At 41.9% G+C, this 16,850-nt stretch carries 15 protein-coding genes; 7 read left to right on the forward strand and 8 right to left on the reverse strand.

Annotated elements, in window-relative coordinates:
* Window positions 1-12: 12 nt before the first annotated feature.
* Window positions 13-1,068, reverse strand: a complete 1,056-nt coding sequence (locus G6554_RS05305) for a FecCD family ABC transporter permease (RefSeq protein WP_166239495.1) — start codon at window positions 1,066-1,068, stop codon at window positions 13-15.
* Complete coding sequence (locus G6554_RS05310; RefSeq protein WP_166239707.1) at window positions 1,065-2,069, reverse strand: FecCD family ABC transporter permease; 1,005 nt, start codon at window positions 2,067-2,069, stop codon at window positions 1,065-1,067. Before G6554_RS05310 ends, G6554_RS05305 begins: the two co-directional genes overlap by 4 nt.
* A 188-nt stretch (window positions 2,070-2,257) precedes the next feature.
* Between G6554_RS05310 and G6554_RS05315 the strand changes: the two genes are divergently transcribed.
* Window positions 2,258-3,226: an ABC transporter substrate-binding protein gene (locus tag G6554_RS05315; protein ID WP_166239497.1), complete on the forward strand. Its 969-nt coding sequence runs from the start codon at window positions 2,258-2,260 to the stop codon at window positions 3,224-3,226.
* Window positions 3,227-3,447: 221 nt separating this feature from the next.
* Here G6554_RS05315 and G6554_RS05320 read toward each other — a convergent pair whose 3' ends face one another.
* A complete protein-coding gene (locus G6554_RS05320) occupies window positions 3,448-4,617 on the reverse strand; it encodes an FtsW/RodA/SpoVE family cell cycle protein (protein ID WP_166239499.1) in 1,170 nt (389 codons plus the stop codon).
* Between the two features lie 90 nt (window positions 4,618-4,707).
* Window positions 4,708-5,472, reverse strand: a complete 765-nt coding sequence (locus G6554_RS05325) for a DUF4931 domain-containing protein (RefSeq protein WP_166239501.1) — start codon at window positions 5,470-5,472, stop codon at window positions 4,708-4,710.
* A gap of 186 nt (window positions 5,473-5,658) precedes the next feature.
* Here G6554_RS05325 and G6554_RS05330 point away from each other — a divergent pair, with 186 nt between their 5' ends.
* Window positions 5,659-6,441 carry an undecaprenyl-diphosphate phosphatase gene (locus tag G6554_RS05330; protein WP_166239503.1) on the forward strand — a complete coding sequence of 261 codons (783 nt, stop codon included), beginning with the start codon at window positions 5,659-5,661 and terminating at the stop codon, window positions 6,439-6,441.
* A gap of 38 nt (window positions 6,442-6,479) precedes the next feature.
* On the opposite strand, the gene G6554_RS05335 is transcribed toward G6554_RS05330, so the two are convergent.
* Window positions 6,480-7,142 (reverse strand): FMN-dependent NADH-azoreductase, encoded by a 663-nt coding sequence (locus G6554_RS05335; RefSeq protein WP_166239507.1) that lies wholly within the window; start codon window positions 7,140-7,142, stop codon window positions 6,480-6,482.
* Between the two features lie 226 nt (window positions 7,143-7,368).
* Between G6554_RS05335 and G6554_RS05340 the strand changes: the two genes are divergently transcribed.
* The 5 genes from G6554_RS05340 to G6554_RS05360 all read left to right on the forward strand — a co-directional run bounded on the left by G6554_RS05340 (window position 7,369) and on the right by G6554_RS05360 (window position 11,868).
* Window positions 7,369-8,310: a substrate-binding domain-containing protein gene (locus G6554_RS05340; RefSeq protein WP_166239509.1), complete on the forward strand. Its 942-nt coding sequence runs from the start codon at window positions 7,369-7,371 to the stop codon at window positions 8,308-8,310.
* Window positions 8,307-9,176, forward strand: coding sequence for an ABC transporter substrate-binding protein (locus tag G6554_RS05345; RefSeq protein WP_166239511.1), 870 nt, complete (start codon window positions 8,307-8,309; stop codon window positions 9,174-9,176). The genes G6554_RS05340 and G6554_RS05345 overlap by 4 nt, the downstream gene beginning before the upstream one ends.
* A 58-nt stretch (window positions 9,177-9,234) precedes the next feature.
* On the forward strand, window positions 9,235-9,933 hold the full coding sequence (locus G6554_RS05350) for an ABC transporter permease (RefSeq protein ID WP_166239513.1): 699 nt from the start codon (window positions 9,235-9,237) through the stop codon (window positions 9,931-9,933).
* Window positions 9,930-10,667 (forward strand): ABC transporter ATP-binding protein, encoded by a 738-nt coding sequence (locus tag G6554_RS05355; RefSeq protein WP_166239515.1) that lies wholly within the window; start codon window positions 9,930-9,932, stop codon window positions 10,665-10,667. Before G6554_RS05350 ends, G6554_RS05355 begins: the two co-directional genes overlap by 4 nt.
* A gap of 442 nt (window positions 10,668-11,109) precedes the next feature.
* Complete coding sequence (locus G6554_RS05360; RefSeq protein WP_166239517.1) at window positions 11,110-11,868, forward strand: (S)-benzoin forming benzil reductase; 759 nt, start codon at window positions 11,110-11,112, stop codon at window positions 11,866-11,868.
* A gap of 29 nt (window positions 11,869-11,897) precedes the next feature.
* Here G6554_RS05360 and G6554_RS05365 read toward each other — a convergent pair whose 3' ends face one another.
* The 3 genes from G6554_RS05365 to G6554_RS05375 all read right to left on the reverse strand — a co-directional run bounded on the left by G6554_RS05365 (window position 11,898) and on the right by G6554_RS05375 (window position 16,581).
* Window positions 11,898-13,271: a HAMP domain-containing sensor histidine kinase gene (locus G6554_RS05365; protein ID WP_166239519.1), complete on the reverse strand. Its 1,374-nt coding sequence runs from the start codon at window positions 13,269-13,271 to the stop codon at window positions 11,898-11,900.
* A complete protein-coding gene (locus tag G6554_RS05370) occupies window positions 13,249-13,959 on the reverse strand; it encodes a response regulator transcription factor (protein WP_166239521.1) in 711 nt (236 codons plus the stop codon). Before G6554_RS05370 ends, G6554_RS05365 begins: the two co-directional genes overlap by 23 nt.
* Before the next feature lie 279 nt (window positions 13,960-14,238).
* Window positions 14,239-16,581 (reverse strand): immune inhibitor A domain-containing protein, encoded by a 2,343-nt coding sequence (locus G6554_RS05375; protein ID WP_166239709.1) that lies wholly within the window; start codon window positions 16,579-16,581, stop codon window positions 14,239-14,241.
* Between the last annotated feature and the right edge of the window lie 269 nt (window positions 16,582-16,850).

Consider the following 16,850-nt stretch of genomic DNA (forward strand, 5'->3'; position numbering starts at 1 on the left):
ATGACTTTTATCTTAAGCATTCCTCGTTTTAAATAGTAAGTAAATAAAGTACGGTGCGCCGATTCCGGCCGTAAACACTCCGGCAGGCACTTCTAACGGTGAAAACATCGTTCGACCGATTAAATCTGCCACCATCACTAAGATTCCGCCCAGTAGCGCTGAGGTCGGAAGCAATGCGCCAAAGGACGATCCCACTAACCTTCGGGCCATATGCGGTGCCATTAACCCAACAAAGCCAATGCCCCCGGCAAAAGCGACCGAACTGCCAATCAAGGCGGTACTGATCATTAACAGTAGAAAACGTTGTTTCTGCACCTTGCCACCTAAACCGGTTGCCACCTCATCACCAAGCTCTTGAATATTAATCGCTCTTGCTGCCACCATGGCAATGATGAGAAAAATGACCGTCCACGGAACAAGTGTCGCTACATTTTTCCAATTGGATCCATAAACCGTGCCCGTAATCCAAATATTTGCTTGGCTTGCCTGGTAAATCGGCCCCATAATCATCATTAAAGTCGTTAACGCCTGCATCAAGGTGGAAATCCCAATACCAATCAATACAAGTCTAATTGGCGAGACCCCATTTTTCCAGGCTAGGAAGTAAACGAGCAGCGCCACAATCCCTGCACCCAAAAAGGCGGCTAACGGCAACCAGGCTATGCTGACGGTTAACGCATTATTTTTGTCACTAAATAGGGCTAAGAAGGCCACTACCGCAACTGCGGCTCCCCCGGTAATCCCAAGGATATCCGGTGAGGCGAGCGGGTTACGAATCATCCCTTGTAAGATGCCGCCCGCTACCGCTAAAGACATTCCTACCATTAAGGCGACAATAATTCGTGGTAAACGAAAGGATGTAATGATTAGCTTTTCCATTTCAGGGCCGCCACCAAATAAAACTTTAACCACAGTTAACGGGTTAATTTTCATTTCCCCTATACCGGTACTAGTTACAAATACGATGAAAGTAACAAGTAGCAGAATGATAAAGATAAATGCAGCCCTTTGGTCGATTAAAAAGGACAGTTTGCCCTTAAACGGACGAAAATTTTTATATTTACTCATCGGCCATTGAACCCCCTTCTCGCAATGTAGATAAAGAATGGAGTTCCAATAATGGCTGTCATGACTCCGACAGGTACTTCGGAGGGCATTAAAATATATCGTGCAGCGATATCGGCGGCAAGTAACAGGATTGCCCCCAGAACACCAGATAAAGGAATTACCCAGCGATGATCAATACCAATGATCGACCTCGCAATATGGGGAATGACGATTCCGACGAAGCCTATCGGCCCTGCCACTGCCACGGAACCACCGGCCAATAAAATGACTATCACACCAATGGCAATTTTAATTAATCCTGTGTTGAGCCCAAGACCCTTTGCGACATCTTCCCCCATGGACAGGATATTCATTTTTCCAGCAATCAGAACGGCACCTAACCAGCCAATGCCGATAAATGGTAACACGGACATAAGCGTCGAAAGCTTCCGGCCTTGTACAGACCCGGCAAGCCAAAACAATACCTGCTCAAGTGCCGCTTCATCTACAACCAGTAAACCTTGGGTAAAAGATGAAAACATTGCGGCTATTGCAGCACCCGCCAAGGTAAGCTTCATCGGTGTTAATCCCTCCCGGCCGAAGGAACCAATCCCGTAAACACTAATCGCCGCAACTGTTGCGCCAAGAAAGGCGAGACCGTTGAAGGCTGTTAAATCATTGACTGAAAATAAGGTAACCGCCGCAACGACGGCAAAGCCTGCCCCGGCATTAATCCCGAAGATTCCCGGTGAAGCGAGCGGGTTCTTGGTTAATGTTTGCATCAAAACCCCTGCTATTGCTAGGCTTGCCCCTACTGCTGATGCAATTAACGCACGTGGAAGTCTAACAGTTTGAATAATAATATGTTCGTTTGAGCCATTATAATGCGTAAAGGAATCAATTGCCGTTCGCCAGCTAGTATCTGTATAGCCGAAAATAACACTGGCACACATTAATAGAAGCATGACTAGAACCGCGGTTATAAATCCAACCCATTTTAATGATATATTTTTTAACAGCATTTGCATGAAACCTTCCTACCAGCTTTATTGTTCATTACCATTAGTCTATCTTTAATTGATAACCATTGTCAATGAATTTGATAATCACTTTCAATTAGTCATTGACAACTTGTGTAAGGCACATTATGATAAAAATGTCATTGAAAATGATTATCATTTACATTTATAAAAGGAGGATACATACTTATATGAAGTCAGTAAAAACAGTTCTTTCTCTTTTCTCGGTCATGGCGCTTCTTTTATTAGCGGCTTGTGGTGGAAATGAGGAAAAGACAACAGACAAGAAAGATACACCAAAAACAACGGAAGAAACGTCCTATACCGTTGAACATGCAATGGGTTCTACTCCTATTAAGGGTACCCCAAAAAGAGTCGTCATTCTCACGAACGAAGGAACGGAAGCACTTTTGGCAATGGGGGTAACTCCTGTCGGTGCTGTTAAATCTTTTACCGGTGATCCTTGGTATGATCATATTGCCGATAAGATGAAAGATGTAAAGGTAGTTGGGGTGGAAAGTGAAGTAAACGTAGAAGCCATAGCAGCACTGAAGCCTGATTTGATTATCGGTAATAAAATGCGTCAGGAAAAAATTTACGATCAATTAAAAGCGATTGCACCAACTGTATTTGCGGAAACCCTTCGTGGTGATTGGAAAGAGAACTTTAAGTTATATGCTAAAGCACTTAATAAGGTAGATAAAGGCAATGAAGTCATTGAAAAATATGACGCCCGCATTGCTGACATGAAAGAAAAACTTGGTGATCAGAAAAATATGAAGGTGTCTATGGTCCGCTTTATGGCCGGCGAGGTTCGTATTTATCACAAAGATACCTTCTCAGGTGTTATCTTAGATGACCTTGGCTTCGCCCGTCCGGAAAGTCAAAATGTTGAGGATTTTGCCGAAAGAAACGTGACGAAGGAACGGATTCCAGCAATGGAAGGAGATATTCTTTTCTACTTCACGTATGAAACAGGTGATGGCAAAGGTTCTGAATTGGAGAAAGAATGGATTAATGATCCATTGTTCAAGAATCTAGAGGTAGCTAAGAAGGGTGAAGTTCACAAAGTGAGCGATACGATTTGGAATACCGCAGGCGGCGTCCTTGCTGCCAACCTGATGCTTGATGATATTGAAAAGATCTTTTTGAAAAAATAAGCTTCAAGGACCGCCTATGTGATGGGCGGTCCTTGTTTTGGATTTTTGTTAAAATCTTGTGGATTCCGCCAACTTGAGTCGGATTTCCGCCAAGCTAGATGTGGATTCCGCCAAACTTAGAATTTATTCCGCCAACTTCCGGATTAATTCCGCCAAACTGCACTCGGATTCCGCCAAACCCCTTTTTAAAGCAAAAAAAGAGCGAAACCGATCTCGCCCTTTTATGCTGTTGTCGAAAACATGTATTTTTTATAATGGTAGCGAATCGAAAAAATCAGGCCCAGTGCGAGCATGTTCCCCATTAACGCGCTCCCGCCGTAGCTGATGAACGGCAGCGGGATTCCTGTGATTGGCAGGACGCCAATCGTCATCCCAATATTTTGGAAAACGTGGAAGGTAATCATACTGATGACCCCGACACAAATATACGTATAAAAGTTATTCTTCGTTTCCATGCCAACTTTTGTAATATGGTAGATCAATAAGAAAAATAAACTGATTAATACGCTCGCACCAATAAAGCCATATTCCTCGCCGACCACACTAAAGATAAAATCGGTTTGGCTTTCCGGTAAATAAACTTCGCGGTTGCCGAACCCTTTGCCGCCTGTTTGCCCTGAGCCAATGGCAAGCAGGGATTTCGTCAGCTGGTAGGCATCCGTCCCTTGATAGCTATATGGATCAAGCCATGAATAAATCCGGCGAAGCTGGTACTCGCCCACGCCAAGATACTTTGCCAAAAAGTCGGGATTCCATAGGACAAAATAAAAAACAGTTCCAATCAGGACTACCCCTGCAGAAAACATCGGCACCAATATCTTCCACGAAATACCAGAGATAAAAATCATCCCTATCAAAATGGCAATAAAGACGAGTGCTGTTCCCAAGTCCTGCTTAATGATCAGCACTAATGGAGCCATTGCGACAATCCCCATTTTGATCATAAGCCAGAAATCAGACTGCATGGTCTTGACCACATTTTTTTGATGATGTTGATCGATAACCCGTGCCAAACCTAAGATAATAAAGATTTTGACAAACTCCGATGGCTGCAAAGAGCCAATCCCTGGAAGCACGAACCAGTTTTTCGCACCGTTGATAACCGGAGCGATACTTGCTGGTGCAACAATTAGAAAACAAAGCAGGAAAATACCAAATCCATAGGCATACCAGGTGAGCTTTCGCAGCTGGTCGGAATCAAGCGTCATAACAGCTGCGATAATCCCGCCGCCGACACCATACCACACAATTTGCTTAATTAAGAAATTTTCCTTGTACTGCCCGCTCGCCTGCGCACTATAAATGGCCAAACAGCTAGCTAAGAAAAGTAAGATCAATATAAATACCAGATTATAATCGAGTTTTGAAGTTGCGTTATTTTTTGAAGTCATTTACGTTCCACCTTACTAAGAACTTGTCCATTTCTTCATTATATTTTTAATAACAACAAATCTCAACTTCTAACCCTATAATGGTTTTATTTACATAGTAAAATAAATTTTTCTCACTTCTTCTGCCATCCACTGTAAATTACTTGGTACCTGGGGGATGCCATAGCCAATATAAAGTGGGGTGGTGACAAAACGGGAAACAATTTTCGCATAGATTTTATCGTCAATATGATGAAAAAATACATTGTAGCTTGTTGCTCTGAAGGGAAAATGGTTTAGGATATAGTCGACCGCCATCTGCATATATTCCGAAAACTTCTCTTGATAGGCGGTATCCGGCATTTCTACATTAAATTCATAAAACCCCACGCGAGGCTTTGTCGACAGTGTAAACCGAACACTATCTGCTTCGGCAATCACAATCCCCTCAAACATTTCATGGGTTACCGTTTCTTTGTAATCAATATCATGTAAACCAATGATCTGCATATGTGGATGGGCGAGCGTCCCACCAGACAATGGTCCATGGTTTTTGAAAAAAATGACCGAATGATAGTTGCCGGTTTCCTCCATTGCTAACCAATGCCGCAAGCCGAACCTAATCAATTTATGTAGATGCTCTTTTGAATAGGTTGATAAATCTGCGTGACAATCGTCTGTTTCTATTAATACGGTTTGGTAGGCATTTTCTAATACAGGATATTTATTTTTCAAAAGAATAATGGATCCATCCACAGCGATGAGATCCGTCAGTTTGTCTCTTTCGCAAAATGGGCAGGCCTGCTCTTTGTTTCGAATATTTTCCGGTTTCTTGACACCGATGGATGTATTAAAATGCAGATGTTTCGTTTCCAAACGTTTATCCCCTCTCCAAAAGGCTATAGTTCTATTTTATGGGAGGTAGTGTTTCATTTGCACTTATTTTGTTCTAACAGCTTATTATTTTTATTTACCTTATAGGAGAAATTTCATTAATTTAAAGATATTTGCATATCTTTAAATTGTACAGGCATATGAATACTTTAGAATGTGAGGGACCTTATGTTAACAAAACTAGAAGCATTGATCCTCGGGATTATTCAGGGGTTAACGGAATTTTTGCCGATCAGCAGTACCGGACATCTTTATTTAGGAAGGAATTTATTCGGCTTACAGGAAGCGGGGCTTTTGCTCGATACGATGCTTCATGTCGGCACACTCTTGGCAGTCTTTGTTTTTTATAAAGCTGAATTTATCAAAATCATCAAAAATCCTTTTAGCAAATTAACGTTTTTATTGATTGTGGGGACACTGCCCGCGGTCATTTTTGGACTTGCCTTTAAGGATTATATTGATGAGATTTCAAAGACAGGGGTGACGATTGGCTGGGAGTTTTTAATTACCGGGTTATTCCTGTGGCTCGCCGATTCCGCAAAAAATGGTTATAAGAAAATGGATGATATTAACTACAAAGATGCCCTTATCATTGGAACATTTCAAGCGGTTGCGATTATGCCGGCAATTTCCCGTTCCGGCATGACGATTGTTGCGGCACTTTGGCGAAAATTAGACAGGGAAACGGCCGCTTATTTCTCCTTCTTATTATCGACACCCGCGATTGCCGGCGCGATTGTCTTACAAACGAAGGATTTACTTGGCGGCCAAGGAGAAGAAATCTCTTTATCTGCCTTGCTTGTCGGCATCATCGCCTCGGCTATCTTTGGATATATTGCCGTGAAATGGATGATTGGTTACTTGAAGAATCATTCTTTAAAGCCGTTTGCGATTTATGTATGGGCGCTAGGCCTACTCGTGTTATTTTTCCAATTTACAGGGAAGTTCTAACATAAAAAAGCGACTCGAGGCAATCGAGTCGTTCTTTTTTAGCTATTAACAGGCTGTTTTGCCATTTCTCTTGCTGCTGCCGCTGCTTCTTCCTTCGCTTTTGCCATAATTTCCGGAACCTTTTTCGGAAAATGATCCATTCCTTCGGCAACGACAGTATCAAAAATTTCAAATCCGAGGAATTGAAATACCTTTTGGAGGTACCGATCCCCCATTTCGAATTCCACCATTGGGCCGCTGGAATAAATGCCGCCACGGGTTTGAATGTGGAGGGCTTTCCTGCCGGTCAAGAGTCCTTTTGGTCCTGCTTCCGTATTGGTAAATGTCTTTTCTACAATAAATAAATTATCAATAAACTTTTTCAAAATCGACGGGGCACCTAGATTCCAAATCGGTGTGACAAACACATAATAATCCGCAGCGATAAAGCGATCGGCTAGTGCATGCATGTTTTCTAGCTTTGTCCGTTCTGCTTCCGATAGCTGCTCCTTCGTATAACCCATGAACGATAATTTTGCGCGAGCATATAACAGATCCATATCAATATCGGGGATATCCATATCATATAAGTGCCAGCGTTCAATTTCTACATCCGGTTGCGCTGCCTTAAACTCCTCTAAAAATACCTCTCCAATTTGCATCCCTTTAGATAACTTACTATCATTTTTCGGATTTGCTGTAATATACAAAAGTTTTGACATGTACATCCCTTCCCTTTAGCTACAATTTTCTCCACTATTATTATTTTACAACAAACTTTCTTGCTCACCATTGAACGATATGGAAAAATTGTGAATTCTGGGTGATTCCTTTGAACTATTTGTGACAATTCTAAACAAAACTAAATGAAACTTAACAAAACTTAACAAAAGTCACATTTATTATGCTATTCTTTTACTAAAATAAACGGGAAAAGGAGGTTACTAAATGGATGTGAAAGCGTATACGCCCGATGAGGTCGCACAAATCTTTCAAATCTCAAAACATACTGTTTATGAGCTGATAAAAAGAGGCGAGCTGCAAGCCTTTAAAATCGGTAATAAAATGAGAATTGAACATACCGAAATAGAAAGATTTAAAGAGAACATGAAGGCTCCTGCAAAAAAACAGCCACCGGAACAAATAATCACGAGGAGCAAGACTAACGCGCCAATCCGGCTTTCCGGCAGTCATGACTTCCTTGTCGAACATTTTGCCAAACAAGCGGGACAAGCGTTACATATGCAAATTCTGCCTTCCTTCATTGGCAGTTTAGAAGGGCTGATGATGCTTTATCGCGGACAATCCGATATTGCAGCCATTCATCTATTAGACCCAGCATCACAAGAGTATAATCTGCCATTCATCCATCAACTGTTTGTCTACGAATCGATTTTAGTGGTGAGATTGGCCGAAAGAGAGCAAGGCTTAATTGTCACGAAAGGAAATCCAAAGAGTATTCTTGATTTTTCCGATCTAACGAGAAAAGATATTCAATTTATTAACCGCCAAAAAGGGTCGGGGACAAGATTTTTACTAGATTCCAAGCTTTCAAGCTGTGGAATTGCCCCTAGTAAAATCAACGGGTACGGCAATGAAGAATGGAACCATTTGTCGGCGGCTTCTTACATTAGCAGGGGCATTGCCGATGTGACCTTTGGTATTCAATCTGCCGCCAGCCACTTAGGGCTTGATTTCGTGCCAGTAGCAACGGAACAGTTTGATCTCGTTTTCCGTTTTACAGATGAGAACAAACAAAGCTTAACAGATTTAATTCATTACTTACAATCTGCCAATTTCAAAAATAGCCTACAAGATTTAGAAGGCTATTCGATTCAAGCTCTAGGAAAAATCATCTATCAAACTACTCAAACGGAGGAACTCGTATGAAGAAAAATCGCTTATTCATCGTACTATTTGCTTTAATGCTCCTAGTTTTATCGGCTTGCGGAAATTCCGACTCAAAAGATGCTGCCGCAAAAGAGACAAAGAAACCTGCACCAAAACCGGCTCCAACAGAAATGATTTTGGCAACAACAACGAGCACACAGGACAGCGGCCTGCTCGATGTTTTACTTCCCATGTTTGAAAAAGAATATAATGTAAAAGTAAAACCAATTGCAGTTGGTACAGGTCAAGCTTTGGAAATGGGGACAAAAGGGGAAGCAGATGTCCTTCTTGTTCATGCCCCAGCAGCTGAAAAAGCAGTTGTTGATGCTGGTGATGCCATTAACTACAAACGTGTGATGTATAACGACTTTATTTTAGTAGGACCAAAGGAAAACCCAGCAGGTGTAAGTGGGGATGATATCAAAGGTGCTTTCAAAAAATTAGCTGATACAAAATCCATTTTCGTTTCACGCGGTGACGACTCTGGTACACATAAGAAAGAACTTGGCATCTGGACTGCTGCCGCCGTTCAACCAGCCGGTGATTGGTATGTATCTACAGGACAAGGCATGGGACAAACTCTTCAGGTTGCAGCCGAGAAAAAAGGCTATGTGTTAACTGACCGTGCCACATGGCTCGCCCAAGAAAAGAATTTGGATACTCTCAAGATTGCCGTTGAGGGCGGAAATGATTTAATGAATATTTATCACGTTATGCAAGTAAATCCTGAAAAACATGATAAAGTGAATAGCAAAGATGCCGAAAAGTTTGTAAACTTTATGGTAGATGCGAAAACACAAGACGTAATCGAAAACTTCGGTAAGAAAGAATACGGACAATCCCTATTCTTTAAATATACGGAGTAATTTTAAAAGCGCAAGCGCCCTGATCAGCGGCGCATGGCATCCTGGAGGCATTGTAAGTATGGAACTACTACTAGATGGACTCAAAAAAGCGATAGAAATGATCTTATCCGGTGATCAAGAAATTTTTGCGATTACCTGGTTGACGCTTAAGGTCTGTCTCATTTCCATTCTAATTAGTACTCTGATTGGATTGCCGCTAGGGATTTTCCTTGGTTTAACTAGATTCAAAGGGCGCAGGATTCTATTATTATTGATCAATATTGGTATGGGCCTGCCCCCGGTTGTTGCCGGACTATGGATTACGATGCTGTTATGGCGTTCTGGTCCATTAGGCGACTTAACCCTGCTCTATTCACCGACAGCGATTGTGATGGCACAAATATTAGTCAGTCTGCCGATTGTCACGAGCCTGACATGCACAGCATTTCAGCAAATCAGTGAGAAGATGCTCTTACAAATTAAAGCGCTCGGAGCTACAAAGCTGCAGACATTAATGATTCTTATTAAGCAATTAAAAATTGCCATTTTAGCGGCGGTAATGGCTGGTTTTGGACGCGTCATTGCAGAGGTTGGTGCCGCGATGATGGTCGGCGGTAATATTCAGGGCGATACGCGAATCTTAACCACAACGATTGTGATGGAAGTTTCCAAAGGGAACTTTGACATTGCCTTAGCTCTTTCGTTTATTCTATTATCTGTTGCCCTATTGATTACGGCCGCCTTAACATTTTTACAGCAAAGGAAGCGAATATCATGAACCCGTTAATTGAGCTAAAAAATATTACTTTTAACGCCCATATGAAAACGATTCTTGATATTCAGGAATTCCAGGTTTATGATGGCGAATTTCTCGGAATTATGGGGCCAAATGGCGCCGGGAAAAGTACTCTGTTAAAGCTGTTAGCATTTCTCGATCAGCAAACGAGCGGTGATATTCTTTTTCGTGGGCAGAGCATTCCCAAGGGAAATGCCCCGCTCGGTTTACGGCGGAAGTTCTCGATTGCCCTCCAGCAATCGTTGCTGTTAGATGGAACTGTTTTTCATAATATCGCAATTGGTTTAACGTTACGAAAGGTTCCGAAAAGCATTATAAAGGACAAAGTGGCCCATTGGATGGAGCTGTTTGGCATCAGCCATTTGGCCAAAAAAAATGCGCTGTATTTATCCGGCGGCGAGGCGCAGCGCGTCAACTTAGCGCGGGCGATGATTGTTGAACCGGAGATTCTCTTTCTTGATGAGCCTTTTTCCGCATTGGATTTTCCGACCAAAATAAAGTTAATGGAAGATTTCAAGGGCATTATCGAAAAGGCCCAAACAACAGCCGTGTTTGTCAGCCATGATTTAATGGAAATTAATTACCTCACGAATCGGCTGGCCATTATCGTGAATGGTGAAGTGAAGCAATCCGGGCCCACCCCTCGGGTCCTAGAACATCCTAATTCTTCCACTCAATCCTTCCTAAATGAGTGGAAGAAATTTTATCCCGCATAAACGGGCAGTAAATTTCCTTTTAAAAGTTTTAATAAAAGCGGAAAAGTCTTGTTAAGGTAATACTGCCCGCAAATGCCCGATTGGTTCAACTAACAATCAGTGGGGAAAGCCCCTCCACTGATTGAAGTTTCACTTTATCCCTTAGCACGTTAACTTGCAGTTCCCATTGGGACTGCCTTTTTAGAGATACGAAAGTATAAATTTCGACTTTGAGAATAGTCCAGCTCCAGCGCCCTAGCGGCTAGTGTCCTTCGCTCTCCGCCCTACGATAAGTCAACATCGAATCGCCTCCGGCTCTTCGTGTTTCCTTTATCTCAGTTGGAGCGCTCCAGGCCATACGCCGCTGACCAGGGCACTTGCGCATTTCTAATTTGCTTTAAAAATTTGTGAGACATAAAATGGAGATACATAATGTAACTGGATCCAAAGGGGGAGTAGTACGATGAAATACGCAATCATTACCGGTGCATCAAGAGGTTTAGGTGAAGCGATTGCTAAACGACTTATTCGTGAACAAATCTCTGTCGTTTCGGTTTCACGGACAGAGAATGAAGAAATTAAAAGTCTGGCAATCAAACATGGAATTGATTATAAGCATCTTTCCTGTAATCTTTCATTAGAACAGGAAGTTCAGGAAGTTTTCATGGAAATTGCCCATTGTATTTTTCAAAAGGATCCGAAAGAAATTCTTCTATTTAATAATGCCGGTGTGATTGATCCCATCCAAAAAGTTGGTCATTTAGACCAAACGCCAATCATCGGGAACATTCAGGTCAATTTAATTGCACCGATTCTGATTACAAATTTATTTTTTAACAAGGCGCAATTAACCAATACAAAGGTAACGGTTATTAATGTATCCTCAGGTGCGGCAGTTCGTTCGATAGAAGGCTGGAGTGTGTATTGCAGCGCAAAGGCGGGATTAAATATGTTCACGCAGACCGCTGCAATAGAGCAAGTCGGGTTGAACACAACCAACAAAATTATTGCGTTTAGCCCTGGTGTGATGGATACGAACATGCAGGAAACGATTCGTTCGTCCCACGAGGAGGCATTTAAAGATCTAGAACAGTTTAAAGAATATAAAGAAAAGAACCTGCTTTTAAAGGCAGATGTGGTCGCTAATGCCTTAGTCGATCTCGTTCTAAGCGGCGAGGTTGAAAGTGGGAAAATATACACTATCAAAGACCTGTTAAAATAGTATTAAGGCCGCTTCAGATAGGCGGCCTTTTAGTCTTCCCGTGGAAACCATAGGATGATACTGGTTCCCTTATTCAACCTGCTTTTAACCTTGATGATGCCTTTATGGGAATCCATCAAGGCTTTTACAATCGAAAGGCCGATTCCGACACCGCCCGTTTTGCGGTCACGGGATTTGTCACCGCGATAAAAGCGCTCGAAGATATGCGGGATATCCTCCTCCTTCATCCCCGAACCTTCATCTTGAATCCTAAAGCCTACATACCCTTCCTTTTCTGTCATCACCGATATCGTCACATTCTTCCCTTCTGGTGTGTACTTCAGGGCATTATTGAGGATATTGGAAAGGATTTGCATTAAGCGATCCTTATCTGCCGCAAATATTTCTTCTTGAGCAGGCTCTTCAATTTGCAGCTCAACACCTTTTTCTTTAAAAATAGGCAAAAACATTTCCCATAAGGCTGCCAATACACTACCGGCTTCAAGTTCGATCTTTTCCAGCCTGATTTGCGGATTCTCGGCCGCTAATAATTTTTCTAATTCATTCACGAGCCGTACTAAGCGCATCAGTTCTTCGTGACTTACCTCTAACCGTTGTGGTGTTGGCTCCCAGATCCCGTCCTGAAAGGCTTCAATCTGGCTCCTTAATGTGGCAAGCGGCGTCCTTAATTCGTGAGCCAGGTCACCGGTAAATTGCTTCCGGAGCATTTCCTCCTTTGCCAGTGATTCAGCAAGATTATTGAAGGATATGGCAATCTGCTTTACCTCTGTGGGCAAGCCTGATAAAGGAATGCGGATATCCAAGTTATGCTGTTGCAGCTCACCAGCCGCAAATGACAGTTTTTTCAATCCAGAGGTTAATTTTTTTGAAAAAATCATGCTAAAGACAATTGCCAGCACAATCGTTAGACAGACGGCAGCTAAAATATATAACTGAATAGTTTGGATAAATGTGTATTCATCGTCAATTAATCCCTCTGGGTAGATGGCCACAAGTTTCCCAATAATAGCATGATCGATTTTGAGTGTATAGGTTTTGGAGTGCCACTCTTCCTCATCAGGTGCTGGTTCTGTTAAGCCAAAGCTATTCAACATGCCACGAATATTGGAAGAATCCATCTGAATTTGCCCAAAGCGGTCATATAATTGAAAATAAAGCTGATCTGTCATTGCATGCTCATGGAGCAGTCCAAACACCGGATCACTGGTAAAATGGCCATTTTTTCGATAGTCTTTCTCAATTTCAGTAATAATTCGATCTATCTTTTTTTCACGATTACGGTCTAAATAACTATGAAAACTTTCCTCAAAGCCATATTGAATAAAAAAGCTGACAATTAAAATGCCAATCATTGAGATGAGGACTAGATAAAACAGGATCTTAGACCGGAGTGTTTGCAGCATCTAGGACCCCTCCAAATTTATAGCCCATCCCAAAAACAGTTACGATAAAATCTGGCTGCCGCGAATCTGATTCAATTTTTTTTCGAAGATTTTTGATATGCGTATCGACACTCCGCTCATACCCTTCATAATACATCCCTGCATCTTGAATTTTTTCCAGTAAATCCATCCGGCTGTATACTCGGCCGGGATTGACTGCCATATTGGTTAACAATTTATACTCAATCGGTGTTAAGGTAACATCCTCACCGTTTACCATCACTTCTTTTTTAATTAAATCAATGGCTAGTTTCCTTCTATTAAATTCGAGTCTCTCCATTTTCTCGGTCTTTTTCACTCGTCTTAAAATCGCTTGGACACGGACAACCACTTCCCGCGGGCTGAATGGCTTTGTTAAATAATCGTCGGCTCCCATGACAATCCCGTTGATTCGATCATCTTCAGCTGATTTTGCCGTCAGCATCAGGATTGGCACATCCGACTCTTTTCGTACTAAGCGACAAACTTCTTCACCTGAAATATCAGGCAGCATTAAATCTAATATGATTAAGTCTGGGTTGATTGTTTTGGCTTTTTTCAAGGCATCAATTCCATTATCGGCACTATGAATTTCATAGCCTTCTCTTTCTAAATAGGCTTCGAGAACTTCTATGATTCTGAGTTCATCGTCAACTAATAAAATCTTCATGAATCACCACTCCCCATACCATTACTATATCATCTTGGGTCTGTGATTTTTATAACTTCACAAATTCACCACAACTTCTCCATAACATCTTCAATTTTTCCCGCTAAAATGTGATTGTAGTTAAGTTGTTGTAGTACATGGTTCGTAGCCATCTTACTCATCCCAAATTTAACCTCTCTCTTCCTATAGTTAGGGTGCCGCGATTTACGAGGCGCCTATTTTTTTGATTTTAAAAACCAGAAAAGAGACATCGGTGAATTCCGATGTCTCTTCCATTTCCTATTTATGGATCCAAACTGCACCAGCAGAGTTATCTTTTGCTTCCCCGATGACTTGGACCTTAAGTGGGTACTGTGCAGGAACTTTAACTCCGGCATCAGGAATCACTGTGTTAATATACGATTTAGTAGAATCAAACTCCGTTATGCTTGGAAGGCCTTTGTAATCATAGATTCCACGACTTGGAGAATTTACACTCCATGCAGGTGACTTGTCTAATGAGAACGCAGCATCTGCCACTTGGTAGCGAGTTGTTTGGCTAATAGAGTCCTTACCATTTAGGTTAAATACAAGTGCTTCAGGGTGTGAATCCACTACACTTAGGAATCCTTCACCTGGGTGGACGCCACCCCAGTTATCTGTAAATGTATCATCACCATACCAAACTACTAAACCAGTATTATATTTTGCGTCACGAGAGAATTGAAGTGCTGTATCAGAACCAGCATAATTTCTCCACTCTAGATAGTAGTAGTGTGGTTTGTTGATCCAGCCATCAGATACTTCGAAACCGTTTAGGAATACTTGAGGTGTATCTTCCGCATCGTCAGAGAACGTAACTTGCCCATCTACTGTTAATGAAAGGTTATCAAGCGCGAAACCGTTTGGAGCAAGACCGCCGTCCGTTACATATTCAAATACCAGTTTTACTTTTTTACCTGCAAATTGGCTTAAATCAAGCTTTCCATCTACCCATTTGCCTTGAGAAGTTTCAAGCCCACCTGCCGTGTTTTCATCACCGATCACATCTAGGTCCACGCTCTTGCCATCTTCAGTTACTGCACTCACTGAAAGATAATCATAATCAGTTTCAACCTCATACCACTGTTTATAGTCGAACGTTGCAGTTGTAGCACTTGTTAAATCAAACACTGGTGTTTCTAAAACAGTGTGAAGGTCATCCCCTTTTGTACTGTAATAGTATTTTGCCCCAAATTCTGGCGCAATGCCTGGAACCCTCTTATTAGGCAAGTTTACCTTCACGATACCTGGGTTCTTAGATTTTGTGACACTCTGATCGATAACTGTTGCTAAACCGTTTTTATCGATATCTTCATAGTTTACTTCCGTTATATTAGCCCAGTTACCGCCAATTGTTTTTTGATAGAATTCTTTGACCTGCGGTGAGAAGCTTGGCGGTTGTGTGCCGGCAATATGACCGCTCCAGCTGCCGCCGCTCATAATAGACCATTGTGCAACCGTATCACCATTGCCGGTATATTGGGTATCATACTCATCCGGGGCACCTAAGTCATGACCATATTCGTGTGCGAATACACCAACTGCTCCATCTTCTGGCTCCACTGTATAATCGAATGCAGCCATATTTCCGCCCCAGTAATCTACTGTAGCTGTTGTGTTTGCAACTGGGTAAACGCCATTTAATGTCCAGCGGTGTGACCAGATGGCATTATCGCCAAGAGCTCCGCCCCCTGCTTCCTGACCAACACCAGCATGAATGACCATTAAGTGGTCAACCAAACCGTCCGGCTCATTAATATTTCCATCGCCATCAAGGTCATAGATATCTAAATTATCGTAATCTCCTAGGTTAATTCCAGATGCAACCGCAGCATTTAAGGAATCCTTAATAAATCCACGTGGTCCTTTTGTGCCTGGCATATTATCATTGCCGCCTTCCGGACTATCACTGCCGTAATCTGCGGCATTTCCCGGTACTGTCAGCCAATTTGAAACAGTTCCATCAACCGTATAGCTGCCGCCAGATTGTTCTTCATAATATTGTTTAAACGTTTTTACCTTGTCACCATTGAACAGGGTAAAATCTTGATCGCCAAATAACATTTTTTGATAGTGTTCTTTACTGAAGTCACTTGCATACATATAGCCAGGTTCTTGTTCGACATTATTATGCTTAAAATCAGCATACTCAACTAAAAGAACTAGTACTTCATCCTTTCGTACATCTCCGTTATATGCAGCTTGTTTGGCAGAATCTACTTTAACTGCCCCGTTTGGCTTGCCTTTTTTGAAGTTTTCATGACCTTTGGCTAGCTGCTTCGCAAGCTTGTCCTTTTGTTTAGTAAGAAAGTCTTTTGCTTTTTTATCTAACTTCTGTTCTTCCTTCGTTTGAGCCTTGCCTGCTTTACCAGGCTTTTTGCCTTGTTTTTTCTCTATGTAGTTCTTTGCAGCTTTGGTAATTTCTGCAGGTGTTGCATTCTTTGCAATGAGCCCTCTTTTTTGCAATGCTTTACCAAGGCGATCCAAATCCACTACATTTAAATCAATCGGAGCTGATTCGACTGTTGCTGCCGCAGATGCCGGTTTTGGTGCAACCGTACTGCCAGCAAATGCGCCTGCAAACATGGTAGTAGCTACCATTGTACTAGCTGCAAGGCTGGAAAAGACTTTTAAAGTATTTTTCTTCTTCAACTGATTATTCCCCCCATACTCTATATCTCTGACCGCTCCTTTAAAGAAACGGTGCTCTATTATTCTATCAGTTGAGTATGAATATTATAAATAGTCTGAATTCAGTGTTGTAAACTATTACAATAGAATCACTTTAGTAGTAAATCAGGGGAAACTTAGGTACTATAGCACATAAAAAGCCGCTTAGATCCACTTTTTACCCTTTCCTCTATTAAATA

Origin of the sequence: Bacillus sp. MM2020_4, from assembly GCF_011250555.1 — a bacterium.
Taxonomy (GTDB): Bacteria; Bacillota; Bacilli; order Bacillales; family Cytobacillaceae; genus Neobacillus.